At 62.5% G+C, this 13675-nt stretch carries 12 protein-coding genes; 6 read left to right on the top strand and 6 right to left on the bottom strand.

The features are described from left to right. Positions 1–45: 45 nt before the first annotated feature. Positions 46–909 (bottom strand): N-acetylmuramoyl-L-alanine amidase family protein, encoded by an 864-nt coding sequence (locus K3136_RS00970; RefSeq protein ID WP_221431071.1) that lies wholly within the window; start codon positions 907–909, stop codon positions 46–48. A 435-nt stretch (positions 910–1344) separates the two neighbouring features. Here K3136_RS00970 and K3136_RS00965 point away from each other — a divergent pair, with 435 nt between their 5' ends. Continuing rightward, entirely contained in the window at positions 1345–4065 is a 2721-nt protein-coding gene (locus K3136_RS00965; RefSeq protein WP_221431070.1) for an Rne/Rng family ribonuclease, read from the top strand. A gap of 51 nt (positions 4066–4116) precedes the next feature. On the opposite strand, the gene K3136_RS00960 is transcribed toward K3136_RS00965, so the two are convergent. Genes K3136_RS00960 through K3136_RS00950 form a run of 3 tightly spaced genes read right to left on the bottom strand, consistent with a single transcriptional unit; the run spans position 4117 to position 6913 of the window. Beyond that, positions 4117–4752 carry a class I SAM-dependent methyltransferase gene (locus tag K3136_RS00960; RefSeq protein ID WP_221431069.1) on the bottom strand — a complete coding sequence of 212 codons (636 nt, stop codon included), beginning with the start codon at positions 4750–4752 and terminating at the stop codon, positions 4117–4119. 38 nt (positions 4753–4790) lie between these two features. Then, the gene (locus K3136_RS00955) at positions 4791–5585 is read right to left on the bottom strand and encodes a nucleotidyltransferase family protein (protein WP_247711391.1); all 795 of its coding nucleotides are present in this window, start codon (positions 5583–5585) and stop codon (positions 4791–4793) included. Next, on the bottom strand, positions 5582–6913 hold the full coding sequence (locus K3136_RS00950; protein ID WP_221431068.1) for a lipopolysaccharide biosynthesis protein: 1332 nt from the start codon (positions 6911–6913) through the stop codon (positions 5582–5584). Before K3136_RS00950 ends, K3136_RS00955 begins: the two co-directional genes overlap by 4 nt. Positions 6914–7072: 159 nt before the next feature. On the opposite strand from K3136_RS00950, the gene K3136_RS00945 reads away from it, so the two are divergent. Beyond that, positions 7073–8245: a hypothetical protein gene (locus K3136_RS00945; RefSeq protein ID WP_221431067.1), complete on the top strand. Its 1173-nt coding sequence runs from the start codon at positions 7073–7075 to the stop codon at positions 8243–8245. 4 nt (positions 8246–8249) lie between these two features. After that, the gene (locus tag K3136_RS00940) at positions 8250–9332 is read left to right on the top strand and encodes a glycosyltransferase family 4 protein (RefSeq protein ID WP_221431066.1); all 1083 of its coding nucleotides are present in this window, start codon (positions 8250–8252) and stop codon (positions 9330–9332) included. On the opposite strand, the gene K3136_RS00935 is transcribed toward K3136_RS00940, so the two are convergent. Further along, positions 9329–10006 (bottom strand): HAD-IB family phosphatase, encoded by a 678-nt coding sequence (locus K3136_RS00935; protein ID WP_221431065.1) that lies wholly within the window; start codon positions 10004–10006, stop codon positions 9329–9331. The two genes, K3136_RS00940 and K3136_RS00935, sit on opposite strands and share 4 nt — an antisense overlap. Before the next feature lie 88 nt (positions 10007–10094). Between K3136_RS00935 and K3136_RS00930 the strand changes: the two genes are divergently transcribed. The 3 genes from K3136_RS00930 to zapE are packed head-to-tail and all read left to right on the top strand — an operon-like array spanning position 10095 to position 12454. Next, positions 10095–10877 carry a succinate dehydrogenase iron-sulfur subunit gene (locus K3136_RS00930; protein ID WP_221431064.1) on the top strand — a complete coding sequence of 261 codons (783 nt, stop codon included), beginning with the start codon at positions 10095–10097 and terminating at the stop codon, positions 10875–10877. A 3-nt stretch (positions 10878–10880) separates the two neighbouring features. Continuing rightward, complete coding sequence (locus K3136_RS00925) at positions 10881–11342, top strand: PaaI family thioesterase (RefSeq protein ID WP_221431063.1); 462 nt, start codon at positions 10881–10883, stop codon at positions 11340–11342. Then, a complete protein-coding gene (zapE, locus tag K3136_RS00920) occupies positions 11339–12454 on the top strand; it encodes a cell division protein ZapE (RefSeq protein ID WP_221431062.1) in 1116 nt (371 codons plus the stop codon). Before K3136_RS00925 ends, zapE begins: the two co-directional genes overlap by 4 nt. Here zapE and K3136_RS00915 read toward each other — a convergent pair. Next, positions 12451–13635, bottom strand: coding sequence for an ExeA family protein (locus tag K3136_RS00915; protein WP_221431061.1), 1185 nt, complete (start codon positions 13633–13635; stop codon positions 12451–12453). The genes zapE and K3136_RS00915 overlap by 4 nt on opposite strands. Between the last annotated feature and the right edge of the window lie 40 nt (positions 13636–13675).

Here is a 13675-nt window from a genome sequence, read left to right as displayed (position 1 = left end):
CACGCTCATTCTTGCAAGCGCCAGAACAAGAATCGCAGTGTGAGATTACTCGCCTGTTTCCCGCGCGAAATAGAGGCGAATGGCATTTGCCATCACCTCGGCAAAAACCGCCCGCCCTTCCTCCGAGGCAAGCCTGCGTGCATCGTCTTCATTCGAAATGAACCCGCTCTCGAACAGGACCGATGGAGTGTCGGGCGCACGAAGGACGCGTAGTGCAGCCGAGCGCCTTGGCTGCGGGTGGAATTCGAGCCGCCCCTCCCCGACCCTTTCGATGAGCGCCGCGAATTCGGCCGATTGCTCCTGTGTGCGGCGCTGCGAAAGTTCGATCAGGATATCCCCGACACTTTCGCTCTCGCTCGCGAGATTGACGCCGTTGAGCGTGTCGGAAGCATTCTCGCGGGCGGCATAGATTGCCGCTGCCTGGCTCGAAGCTTTCTCGGACAAGGTGTAGATGCTGGCGCCCGCGACCTCCCCGATGTCACCGGCACTGTCCGCATGGATCGACAGGAAGAGGTCTGCACCCAGCCTGCGCGCAATTTCGTAGCGCTCTGCATGCAATAGGTATCGATCATCGTCACGCGTCAGCGCAACCCGCGCGATGCCCCGCTCGCGAAGCCGATCGCGTAGGGCCAATGCGAGATCCAATACGAGCCGCTTCTCGACATATCCTTGCGAAGACGCCCCCGGGTCGTGCCCCCCGTGGCCCGGATCGATCACCACCAATGGCAACCCTTCCTCACCCTCGATTTCCGGAAGGTCCAGAGGCGAATTTTCGGTGGGCAATTCAGCCCTCAGCACGAAACCCGGCCCCTTGCCGACCAGACCCGTCGCATTCGCCAAGAGCACCAGCCCGGCGACGATTGCGGCCGGCATCAGCACCAGGGCAAGGATTTGCGTTCTTCGTGACATTGCCCAGTTCGTTAGGGGCTTTTCTCTGCCGGGCGCAATATAGTTGCCGAGCGATACCCACGGTGCTAGCGAATATTCAGCCGGGCAAGCGGTGCCTCCGATCGGCGCGTTGAATTCGCGACGAAGAGGGTCACTCTCCCGGCCCGCCGAAACCATCCCGGTCTCGGCACCGAATGAACAGGTTGATGCAGGAAACTTCCCTTTCCCTCCGGATCGAATCGCAGCAGGCGCATTTCCGCCGTGCTGCATTTGCCGGTCGGTTCGCGCATGTGTTGCGCCGGGAAACCCTCGCAGACACGAACTCCCGGCCCTTCGCAGAGGAAGAGAGCCGGCCTACGAATGCCGCAAGCCCTTATTGGGCAAGCGGATTTCCCACAATGAAGCGCGGCAGGAACGGCGGGCATGCCCCGCCCCGCCGCGCATGGAGAATTATCAATGGCAACGCGCATGCTCATCGACGCGCGCCACCAGGAAGAGACCCGGGTGGCAGTCCTCAAGGGAAACCGGATTGAGGAATTCGATTTCGAATCTGCAGACAAGCGGCAGATCAAGGGCAATATCTACCTCGCCAAGGTAACCCGGGTAGAACCTTCGCTTCAGGCGGCCTTCGTCGATTTCGGCGGCAACCGCCACGGCTTCCTCGCCTTCAGCGAAATCCACCCCGATTATTACCAGATCCCCAAGGAAGATCGCGAAGCGCTGCTCGCGGCCGAAGCCGAAGTTGCCGAAGAAGAGCAACGCCTGCGCGCCGAAGAGGAAGAGCGCGGCGAAATGCCCGGCGACGAGTATGACGCCGAGGACGAAAGTGCCGAAGCTCTCGCCGAAGACCTCGCCGAAGACGGCCTCGAGGAAGTCGACACCTCCGACAAGGACGAGGTCGCCACGATCGAGGAAGGCCAGCTCGACGGTGACGAAGACGAGGAAGACGACGACAGCGACGATTCCGAGGAGGATGACGCTGACTCCAAGCCGCAAGGCCGCGGCCGCCGTGGTCGCGGACGTCGCCAGGGCAAGGGCCGCACCCGCGCCAAGGAAGTCGACGAAGCGCGCGCCAAGCGCATGGCGCTGCGTCGCAAGTACAAGATCCAGGACGTCATCCAGCGCCGCCAAGTGCTGCTGGTGCAGGTCGTCAAGGAAGAGCGCGGCAACAAGGGCGCTGCCCTCACGACCTATCTCAGCCTCGCCGGTCGCTATACGGTCCTCATGCCGAACAGCAGCCACGGCGGTGGCATCAGCCGCAAGATCAACTCGGCGAGCGACCGCAAGCGCCTCAAGCAAGTGGTGTCCGACCTCAGCCTGCCCAAAACCATGGGCCTGATCGTCCGCACCGCGGGCCTCAGCCGCACCAAGACCGAAATCAAGCGTGACTTCGACTATCTCGCTCGCCTGTGGGACGAGATCCGCGAGAAAACGCTGGGCTCTGCAGCGCCTGCGCTGATCCATTCCGACAGCGACCTGATCAAGCGAGCCATCCGCGACATCTACAATCGCGATATCGAGGAAGTCGTCGTCGAGGGCGAGGAAGGCTACAAGTCTGCCAAGGCCTTCATGAAGATGCTCATGCCCAGCCACGCGCGCCGGGTGAAGCAATATGCCGATCCGGTGCCGCTGTTCCAGCGTTACGGCGCCGAAGACCAGCTGAAGGCGATGTACGATCCGGTGGTGCAGCTCAAATCGGGCGGCTACCTCGTGATCAATCCGACCGAGGCACTTGTCTCGATCGACATCAACTCGGGCCGCTCCACCAAGGAGCACAATATCGAGCAGACCGCGCTCCACACCAATCTGGAGGCGGCAAAGGAAATCGCCCGCCAGCTGCGCCTGCGCGACATGGCCGGCCTGGTCGTGATCGACTTCATCGACCAGGAGCATCACTCGAACACCCGCAAGGTCGAGCGCGCCATGAAGGATGCTCTCAAGAGCGACCGCGCGCGCATCCAGGTGGGCCGTATCTCGAGCTTCGGCCTGATGGAAATGAGCCGCCAGCGCCTGCGCACCGGCGTGCTCGAAGCAACCACCCGCGAATGCCCGCACTGCGACGGTACGGGCCTCGTCCGCACCGCCAGCTCGGCGGGCCTGTCGGCGCTGCGCCTCATCGAAGAGGAAGCAGCCAAGGGCAAGGGGACGCGTATTCGCCTCGCGGCAAGCACCGAAGCTGCGGTCTATCTCCTGAACGAGAAGCGCCAGGAACTCATGGAAATCGAGAGCCTGTACGGTGTCTCGGTGGAAGTGGTGCCGGAAGGCGAGGACGAAGGCGCCAAGATGGCCGTCTCGAGCCATGGGCCCAAGCCCAAGGACGCACCCAAGTTCGAAACGCTCGTCGACGATAGCGACGACGAGGAAGAAGACGACGACATCGAAACCTCTGAAGAGGATGAGGACGACGATCGTCCGCGCAAGAAGCGTCGCCGTCGCCGTGGTGGCCGCGGTCGCAACAAGAACCGCGAAGGTGGCGACGACCAGGACGATGCATCGGACGATGCCGACGAGGAAACTTCCGACGAAGAGGACGATGGTGAGGACAAGCCGAAGAAGCGTCGTCGCCGGGGCGGACGCCGTCGCGGAGGTCGCGGTCGCGGTCGCGGCAATGGCGGCGAAGTAACGGCAGAAGACGCCGAGAAGCTCGAGGAAGTTTCACAACAGGTCGAGGAAGACATGGCCGTCGTGGCCGGTCCGGACGACTCGCCCGAAACTGCCGAAGCCGCAGCCGAGGAAAAGCCCAAGAAGCGCGCACCACGTCGCAAGAAGAAGGCTGACGAGGCTCCCGCCGACGACAAGGCGACCGATGAAGCTGAAGAGGGTCCCAAGCCCAAGCGGACGCGCAAAAAGAAGGCCGATACCGAGGCTACGCCTGAAGAGGCAACCGAGGAAGCTCCCAAGCCCAAGCGCACGCGCAAGAAGAAGGTAGAAGCCGAACCGGCTGAGGCTGAGACTGAGACTGAGACTACCGAAGAAGCGCCCAAGCCCAAGCGGACCCGCAAGAAGAAGGCTCCGGCAGCGGACAGTGCGGAAGTCGCAGAACAGGTGAAAGAGGACATGGCTGTCGTAGCCGGTCCCGACAAAGCGGCTCAGACCGCGGAAGCGGAGACGACCTCCGAAGATGGCGCCGCCGGCAAGGCCAAGCGCGGCTGGTGGCAGCGCACCTTCGGCGAATAATCAGGACTACCCCCTCCCCGCTCAGCCAATGGCGAGCGGGGAGCGGTTTTTTCAGGCGCCGGCTCTGCGGGCCACACCCCATTCCATCCAACCCATGATCTTCGGCGCTTTGTCGAGATAGGCCTGCCCCATCGGTTCGACCTCGAACCCGGCCGCACGTAGCGATGAGCCAATCGGACGTGTCAGGTGGCAGCCCCCAGCCATTGGCTTCCAGACAGGCTCGATCCGCTCCTGCCATCGGGCAACCGATGCTTCGGGAGATTTCCCGTGCTCGAGAAACAGCAACCTGCCGCGCGGCTTCAATACACGGCGAAGTTCTTCCAGTACCTTGGCGGGATCTTCTACCGAGCACAGCGTGTAGGTGCAGACGGCGGTGTCGAAGCTGCTGTCGGGGAAAGGGATATTCTCGCCATATCCCTGACGAATATCATGTTCCCATCCACGCGCCTCCGCGCGCTCACGGGCGCCGCTGAGCAATTTCTCGTGCGGATCGATACCGGCGAAGGAGGTTACTTTCTCGCCATCGTAAAGCGGCTGATTGAGCCCCCCGCCGCAACCAAGTTCAAAGACCTTGCCTTGTGCCAAAGGGACCACGGCGCGCCGCCGCTCCTCGATGCCCTTCTGGCCGCACGCGAGGGTGATGAGGCGCGGCATGACATGCGCATCGTAGAATCGCTTGATTCCCATCCTGCTCTCCGGCCGCGACCCGAAAGAGCAGCTTAGCGTCAAACCGGATTTGCGGAAGACCCTTCCTTCTCGCGTGCTATCAATGCCCTGACGGCATCGAGATCCGCCTGCTTGTCGACGTCGACCGCTGCAAGCCCGTTGCTAGCGGATACCAGCGCTGCCTGGACACCGATCTTGTCACCGAGGCGCGCAAGCCCTTCCGCAATGGTGAGGCGTCCCAGAAGCATCGAGAGGAGCGTCCCCACACCGAGCCGCGCAGCGATACGCCACGGCCGCTTGCGGTCGGCCTCGACCATCGACCAGGTATCGATCGCACGGCGCGCTTCAGGTGATTGCAGGTAGAACAGATTGCATCCCGACCAATGTCCGTCGGCAAAGCGCAGATATGTACGTTTGCTCTCCGGCATAGCCCTTTGAACGGTTGCCCGCTCGGCGAGCATGACAGACAGGTCGGCATCCTCCGGAGTCCCGTCGACCAGCTCGCCAATCCAGCCTGGCTGGAGCAGGGCGTGGTCGCTGGTGGTGACTATCAGCGGAGCCCCAAGGACTTCGAATCCCGATAGGACACTGGCGCTGGGCCCCCTTCCCGTCGGGATCACCTGTGCGCCCAGTCCGCGTGCGAGGTCCGCGACCGGCCCCTCGTCGCAGCTCACACCGATGCGCGAAACGCCGGCCTCCCGCAAAGCGAGCATGACCCGTTCCAGCAAGGTTTTACCGTCGATCTTGATTAGCGACTTGTGCGCCACGCCCTGGGCAGCGGCGAAGGGATCTCCGCCGGGACGCGTGCCCGCAAGAACTAATGCCGCCGCTTCCAGCGTCCCTCGCGAGCTCACTGAGCCGATTCCGTGCGGACGAAATTCTTCATCACCCGGCGAACCGTAATGCTCATCACAATCCACAGGACGGCAAGCCCGCAAGCCACTGCAATACCGACCCCGATCGGGCCGAGATGCACCAGCGCGAGGATACCGACAGTCAGGACCACGAGGGCCAGCGCCCGTATGATCAGCGGATAGATCGCATGTCCGGTCGAATAGAGCAGCGGCTCATAGGTCACCGATGCCAGCTCGAACGAGGCACCGATCGCCAGCGGGATGAGGATTGCGGCACCGCGCACATAGGCTTCACCGCCGATCAGCAACAACAGGGGTTCGCCGAGGAATACTGCAAGTAGCGTAACCACAGCACCGCCCCCTGCAGCGATTAGCGTGGTCTGGCGCACGAGCCTGCGGAACAGGTCCGCCGAGTGAGTCGTCCTCGCCACGGCAAATTCCGGGAAGATCGCCCGGGCCATGAGCCCGGAAAGCTTGCCGATACCCTGTGCCAGCTGGTCGGCCAAACGGTAGAGGCCGGCAGCGCTGGTGCCGAGGAAATAGCCGACCGCCAGCAATGGCCCTTGTTTGTACAAGGCATCCAGTGTCGACGAAAAATAGGTCACAGCGAAGAACTGCGGTAATCGTTCATTGACTACCAGAGTATCGCGGCCAAAGCCGAAGTGGCGGTGGTGGAGCGCTTCGGGCACAAGACGCCACGCTACGATCCAGTAAAGCAGCCCTACCAGCAGGTCGAAGAACGCCCATGCGAAAAGGAAACGCTCGACCGTAGGCCCCACGATCACGATGACGAGCGAAGCCAGCAGTCGCCCGGCAGGGACCACCGCCTCCACGTAAATACCCAGGTCGAAGCGGTCCAGAACGCGTACGATCCCATTCGGAGTCGTCATTCGCGACCACAGGAGCGCGCAGGCGAACCAGAAGGCGACATCGATATAGCGGGGATTGAGCTCCAGCATGCCACCAAAGCCGTAGAATACCGCTGCTGCCACGAGGCAGCCGACGATCGCGCCTGCAACGTCGATACCGCCGCACAGCCAGATCAATCGCCCGAAACGGGTCCAGTCCTTCTCGTGGACTGGCTCCGCGCCAAACTTCACGACCGTCTGCCATGTCTGGAAGCTGGCCAGCGCCACGAGCGCCAGCGCAGTCGCGAAGATCAGCGAAAAGTGGCCGAAATCCTTGAGGCCGAGCGAACGTGACAGGATCGCGAGATAGGCAATCGAACAGACAGCACCGAAGCCCTTGCCGCCCAGCAGCCATGCGACATTTTTTAGGATATTTGCCAAGCCGTTACGCCGGGGGCGGATCGTCTTGTCCGTCTCCATGGCAAAGGGTCCTCGCAAATGTTGCTTCGATTGGTCCGGGGACTTGCCGCCGGCGTACTGCTTGGCCGGACCCCTAGTCGATAGTAGGCAAATGGCAAATAGCTTCGCGCGCGAAAGCCCTTGCATGGCGCGTCGCAATGCCTATCCGGTGGCCGCGCGATGCAGCGCGCCCTGTTCCTCTTCAACCACGATGCCGCTCACCAGGTTGCCCATCTGGCGCCGGTCGCCGCCGCAATGGCGCGCGAGCACGAAGACATAGAAACAGTCGTGGCGTTTGCAGGAGATGCGATCAGGCAGAGGATACTGGTGCTGATCGATCCTGCCGATGCTGCCAAGCTTACGTGGACCGAGCTGGACCTCCCCCCCGTGCTGGGCGGCGCGGCCCGGGTATTCGACCGGATCCTTCCGGCATCGCGGCTCGCGCGGCTTCGCGTGCACGAGAAGCTCTTTGAAGAGAGCGATGCGGTCATTTCCACCGAACGGACCTGCCTCCGGGTAAAGGAGAGGCTCGGCCCCTCCCGCGCCCCTCTCTTCGTCCGGGTCCCGCACGGAACCGGCGATCGAAGCGTCACATTCCATCCCGATCATCGCAAGTTCGACCTGAGCCTCGTTGCCGGTCCGAAAATGGCCGCGCAGCTTGCCGCCAACGGTGTCGAACCCGCGCGTATCGAGGTTACCGGCTATTCCAAGTTCGAACGGATAGACCTGACCGCACGCCCGCGCTTCTTCGACAATGATCGCCCCACCTTCGTCTACAACCCGCATTTCGACCCCTACCTGTCGAGCTGGTATGAGGCGGGGCCGCAGCTGCTCGAGTGGTTTGCCAGCGAGGAGGGCCAGGCCTACAACCTGATCTTCGCTCCGCATGTCATGCTGTTCCGCAAGACCATGCATGTCTCGCCCGAGTACAAGCTGGCCAAGCGTCGTCCTGACGTGCCGGAGTCCGCTCTTGCGGCGCCAAACGTGCTGGTAGACGTCGATGGACCGCGCCTGTTCGACATGAGCTACATGCTTGGTGCAGATGCCTATATCGGCGACGCGTCGAGCCAATTGTACGAATTTCTTGTCCGGCCCCGCGCTGTATTCCTGCTCGACCCCAACGGAGCGCTGGCCGACCAAGGTCGCGAAACCCTTCCCTTCCTTGGCACTGGACCAAGCGTCGGATCGATCGAGGAGCTTGCAAAGGAACTGCCGGACTGGGCTCAAACCGCCGCCCGGTTCAAACCTGCGCAGGAAGACCTCATCTCCCAGACATTCGCGCTGTCGGACACTCCGGCCTCGACGCGCGCGGCACAGGCTATCGCGACGGCCATCCGGTCGAAAGGCGCCTGAGGCGATGCGGATCGCCTATTTCATCAATTCGGTGGAAGGCGGAGGCGCCCAGTCCCCCCTGCCCATTATCGTCCACGCCTTGCAGAAGGCAGGCGCCGAGGTGCGTGTATTCGCGCTCACCCGGCGCAACGGCAAGGCGATCCCGCGCCTGGCTGCACAGGGCGTCGAACCTGTCGTGCGCGACGGCGGGCAAACAGACCACTTTGCGGCACTGGGATGGATCAAGGAACAGGCGCACGAGTGGAAGGCTGACGCGATCTGGACCTCGCTGACGAGGGCCACATTGCTCGGCCAGATCGCCGGCGCCAAACTCAGGCTCCCCGTCGTAAGCTGGCAGCATAACGCCTTCCTCAAGCCGTGGAACGAGCGCCTGCTGAAGTGGCGTGCCGGCAAGTCGGTCTTCTGGGTGGCGGACAGCGCACAGGTGGCCGACCTCACGCGCGAACGTCTCGGCGTGGCTCCGGAAGACCTCGTGACCTGGCCGATCTTTGCCGCCGACCTGCAGGCACCGCAATCATCGGCGTGGAAGCAGGGCGAAGTCTTGCGTTTGGGCAGTCTCGGCCGGCTCCACCCGGCCAAGGGCTACGATATCCTGATCGATGCCCTCGCAACGCTCAAGGCGCGTGGCTTCGTGCCCCCTACCCCCTATCGGATCGAGATTGCAGGTAGCGGCCAAGACGAGACAGCCTTGCGGCAGAGGGCGCAGGAGTTCGGGATCGACAACCTGGAATTTACCGGCTTTGCAGATGATCCGGCGCAGTTCCTGGCCGGACTGCACCTCTATCTCCAGCCATCACGACGCGAAGGCTTTTGCATCGCCGCGCACGAGGCCATGCAGGCGGGCCTGCCGGTCATTGTCTCACGCACCGGCGAGATGCCCTACACGGTCGACAATCCCGCATATGGACGCACCTTCGCCGTAGGAAGTGCCACCAGTCTTGCGGACGCGCTACAGGACCTGCTGTCGCGCCCCGACCAGCTGCACGCGATGGGCATCGCCGTGCGAGACCGGGTGCGGGAGCGTTTTTCAAAGGAGCGCTTCGACGAGATCGGCGCACATTGTGTAGAACGGCTCCGCGCGCTCTAGCCTTCGCCGTCGATCACCTTCCAGCCCTTGGCTAGTGCCCGGTCACGCTTTGCGCCGCTCGTGGTCACGAAAACCGGGTCTTGCGCCAGATCGAGCAGCGGTTCGTCGGCGAAGCTGTCGCTGACGAAGCGCATCCGGGTGTCGCTTGCAGGCGCTCCCAGCCATTCCTCGACCCGGCGCCGCTTGGCATCGCCATAGCAATTGCCTCCGGGTATGCTCATCCCGTCCCAACGGGTTGCGATGAGCGTCTCCACTCCAAGCCTCTCCGCAAAGGCCTGCGCATAGAATTCGAAGGCTGCGGTAGCGATGGCGACCCTTGCTCCTGCCGACTGGTCTTCGCGCAGCATCGACGTTACGCATTCCAGCCAACCGGCGCGCTCGATATGTGCATCGGCGAATTGCCTGCCTGTCTCGCGCAAAAGGGCAAGGTCCTGCCTGCCCAGCATCAGACGCATACCCATGATCTTCAACCGTGTGCGGCTGTAAAGCCCCAGCTTGTAGCCGATCATCAACAGGACCCACACAGGGGTGAAGGTCAGCCGGACCGGCGCCAGCCTGCGCGCTGCAAAAACCAGGAACGGCGTGAAGGTCGCCCTTCTCACCAGGGTCTTGTCGAGATCGTAAATCGCCACTTTCATCACGCGACCAGTGGCAGGCGTGCGCCAACGGTTCAAGAACCGGCTGACGGTGCATCCGCCCCCTTGCTTCATGCGTACCTTTCTCTAGATAGGCCCGTGAAAGCAGACAGGATCGATAGAACCGATGGCAACCTTCACTCTTCCGAAGAATTCCAAGATCAACGGCAAGGGACGTACGCACAGCGCCAGCGGCGGTGCGCGCGTGAAGAAATTCAAGATCTATCGCTATGATCCTGACACGGGCGAGAACCCGCGCTACGACACTTTCGAGATCGACCTCGACGAATGCGGCCCGATGGTTCTCGACGCTCTGTTCAAGATCAAGAACGAGATCGACCCGACGCTGACCTTCCGCCGTTCGTGCCGCGAAGGCATCTGCGGTTCGTGCTCGATGAACCTCAACGGCAAGAACGGTCTCGCCTGCACCACCGCGATCGACGATCTCAAGGGCGAAATCCGCATCACGCCGCTGCCGCATATGGAAGTCATCAAGGACCTCGTCCCCGACTTCACCCATTTCTACGCGCAATACGCCAGCATCCGTCCCTGGCTGCAGACCGTCTCGCCCACGCCCAGCGGCAAGGAACGCCTCCAGTCGTCCGAACAGCGCGAAAAATTGGACGGCCTTTACGAGTGCATCCTGTGCGCCTGCTGCTCCACCTCCTGCCCGAGCTATTGGTGGAACGGCGACAAGTTCCTCGGCCCGGCAATCCTTCTGCAGGCCTATCGCTGGCTGGCTGACAGCCGCGACGAGATGACCGGCGAGCGTCTCGACGATCTGGAAGATCCGTTCCGCCTGTATCGCTGCCACACGATCATGAACTGCGCGAACGTCTGCCCCAAGGGTCTCAGCCCGGCAAAGGCGATCGCCGAAACCAAGAAAATGATGGCCGAACGCGCCATCTGATCCGTGGCTCTTCCAGACGACGTATTCGAACACGGCCCCGATCCGGACAATCCGGGCTGGCGCCACTGGAACCTGAAAGACGAGACGCTGTTCAACGGCGCCGTGATGGGCAAGCTCATCACGCGCGTCGATGACGACGGCCGCCACGCCCGCCTGCGCATGTTCCCCGAACGCAAGCACGAGAACCTGCAGGGCATCATCCACGGTGCCGTCACGCTGTCGCTGATCGACATCTCGCTGTTCACCACCATGCACACGATCGGCAGCGGAAACGCTGGCCCCTCGGTCACGCTCGAGCTTTCGACGCAATTCGTCGGCGGAGGCAAGCCCGATCAGCCGCTCGATGCGGTCACCGAAATCGTCCGCGAAACCGGCAGCATGGTTTTCGTACGCGGTAAGGTCGAACAGGCCGACCACATCGTCGCGTCCTTCTCCGGTATCGTGAAGAAGATGCGCCCGAAATGACGGGCATGCAGGCGAGGTATGAAAAGCTCGTCTCTGCGGGCGAACTGCGCAGCGATAGCGACCAGCGGCGTGCGGTAGAGCGGCTTGATCGCCTGCAGAAAGACCTGGAGGCCGAGACCTCGGGAGGCCTGCTGAGCCAGCTTTTCCGCCCGAAGAAAACCCGACCGCAGGGCGTCTACATGTGGGGCGGCGTCGGGCGCGGAAAGTCGATGTTGATGGACCTCTTCATCGAGACGCTGGGCATCGACGAGAAGCGACGCGTCCACTTCCACGAATTCATGCTCGAGGTCGATCGCCTGATCCGCGACGAACGCAAGAAGGAGGCCGGCGACCCGATTGCCCCGGTCGCGGCCCGGCTCGCAGCGGACATCCGCTGCCTCGCGTTCGACGAGATGGTGGTGAACAACACCGCCGATGCTGCAATCATGGCGCGGCTGTTCACGGCGCTGATCTGCGATGAAGGTGTGACCATCGTCACGACCAGTAACCGGCCGCCCAGCGATCTCTACAAGGACGGTCTCAACCGTTCGCTCTTCCTGCCTTTCATAGACCTCGTGCAGGCGGAACTGGACGTTATGCCGCTCAATGGGCCGACAGATTACCGTCTGTACCGGCTGGGCGATATCGAGACCTGGCACACACCGCTTGGCGATGAAGCGACCGCTCAGGTCCGCGAGGCCTTCTTCCGCCTGACCGACTACAAGCCCGAAGATGCCGACAACGTGCCCAGCGGCGAGCTGGACCTTGGCGGCGGCCGCACACTCCACGTGCCCAAGAGCCTCAAGGGCGTCGGCGTCTTCAGCTTCAAGCGGCTGTGCGGGGAAAATCGCGGTGCGGCGGACTATCTGGCCATTGCCCACGCCTATCATTCGGTGATCGTCGTCGGCATCCCGCAGCTTTCGCCGGAAAACCGCAACGAGGCGATCCGCTTCACCAAGCTGATCGATGCGCTCTACGAAAACAGCGTGAAGCTATTCGCAACCGCTGCTGCAGAACCCGAAGACCTTTACCGTGCAGGTGACGGGGCCTTCGAATTCGAACGGACGGTCAGCCGCCTCAAGGAAATGCAGAGCGCGGACTACATGGCCCGCGGACACGGCCTGTCGGCCTAGGCCGCGTCGCGCGTAGCGCTGCTTTCAAAATAATCGATCATCATGCTGAGGACGTGGCGGAGCGAACGCTCCTGCTCGTCGAGACGCGCCTCGATCTTTTCCAGGCGGGCATCGACATCGCCGTCAGGCACGCCCGAGTGCCGGCTTTCGCCTAGGTCGGCAATTTCGCGGCGCAGGGCCGAAATCGCCTTGTCGCGTTCCCCAAAGGCGCTTTCGATGGCTTCGATCTGTGCTTCGAGAAGGCCGCTACCGCCATTCTGGTCGTCGGTCATCGGTTCTGCCTCCTTCGGGACTTGCGGCGCCGGTTGGTCCCCTGCAAAGCTTGTCGGCTCTACCACGGGGGTCGGAGACTTGCGCTGCTGACCGGCGCTGCGCCCGTGCATCTCGGCCACGACCGCATCGAACAGATCGACATCGATACGACTACGCGACTGGGCAGCCGCCCGCATCAGCAGCCGTGACATCAGGCGATTGACGAGGCGCGGAATTCCGCGACTTTCCTCGTGGATGCGCGCCCATATCGCGGGATCGAATGCAGGATTATCCGTCCATCCCACATGGGCCAGGCGATGTGTGACATACTGCTCGACTTCCTCGGGCTGCATAGCGTCAAGGTGGTGAGCGGCGATAACGCGCTGGCGGATCTGTTCCAGCTCGTCCCATTCTTCCAGCAACTGGCGAAATTCGGGCTGTCCCAGCAGCAGCATCTGGAGAAGCGATTGCGACCCGAGGTGGAAATTGGAGAGCATGCGCAGTTCTTCGAGCGCGCCGACAGAAAGGTTCTGCGCCTCGTCGACGATCAGCATGACCTTGCGGCCTGCGCGCGCCTCTTCGTGAAGGAAACTTTCGATAGCGGTAAGCGCTGCCGCCTTGTCGCCCGACGGCACGGAGAAGCCGAAACTGTGCGCGGCCATGGTTATCATGGCGTCGCCGTCGAGACCGCTGGTCACGACCTCGCCGATCGTGACACGTTCGGGATCGAGCTTGTTGCGCAGGTGACCGACCAGCGTGGACTTGCCCGCCCCCACCTCACCGGTGATGACGATGAACCCTTCGCCCTGGTTCAGGCCGTAACCCAGATAGCTCAGCGCCTTCTTGTGCGTCACGCTCTCGAAAAAGAACGCCGGATCCGGCGTCAGCTGGAATGGCCGCTCTGAGAAATCGTAAAATTGCTCGTACATGGTCCGGTCCTGTCGGTCCTGTGTGTCGCCTGTCGTTTAC

Origin of the sequence: Qipengyuania gelatinilytica (genome assembly GCF_019711315.1) — a bacterium.
GTDB classification, from domain to species: Bacteria; Pseudomonadota; Alphaproteobacteria; order Sphingomonadales; family Sphingomonadaceae; genus Qipengyuania; species Qipengyuania gelatinilytica.
Note: the sequence above shows the minus strand (reverse complement) of the source record. Positions and strands in the feature narration are given on the sequence as shown.

Excerpts from the sequence above, each read along its gene's own strand:
- K3136_RS00970 (WP_221431071.1), bottom strand. The coding sequence starts at position 909 with ATGTCACGAAGAACGCAAATCCTTGCCCTGGTGCTGATGCCGGCCGCA.
- K3136_RS00965 (WP_221431070.1), top strand. The coding sequence starts at position 1,345 with ATGGCAACGCGCATGCTCATCGACGCGCGCCACCAGGAAGAGACCCGG.
- K3136_RS00960 (WP_221431069.1), bottom strand. The coding sequence starts at position 4,752 with ATGGGAATCAAGCGATTCTACGATGCGCATGTCATGCCGCGCCTCATC.
- K3136_RS00950 (WP_221431068.1), bottom strand. The coding sequence starts at position 6,913 with ATGGAGACGGACAAGACGATCCGCCCCCGGCGTAACGGCTTGGCAAAT.
- K3136_RS00945 (WP_221431067.1), top strand. The coding sequence starts at position 7,073 with ATGCAGCGCGCCCTGTTCCTCTTCAACCACGATGCCGCTCACCAGGTT.
- K3136_RS00940 (WP_221431066.1), top strand. The coding sequence starts at position 8,250 with ATGCGGATCGCCTATTTCATCAATTCGGTGGAAGGCGGAGGCGCCCAG.
- K3136_RS00930 (WP_221431064.1), top strand. The coding sequence starts at position 10,095 with ATGGCAACCTTCACTCTTCCGAAGAATTCCAAGATCAACGGCAAGGGA.
- zapE (WP_221431062.1), top strand. The coding sequence starts at position 11,339 with ATGACGGGCATGCAGGCGAGGTATGAAAAGCTCGTCTCTGCGGGCGAA.
- K3136_RS00915 (WP_221431061.1), bottom strand. The coding sequence starts at position 13,635 with ATGTACGAGCAATTTTACGATTTCTCAGAGCGGCCATTCCAGCTGACG.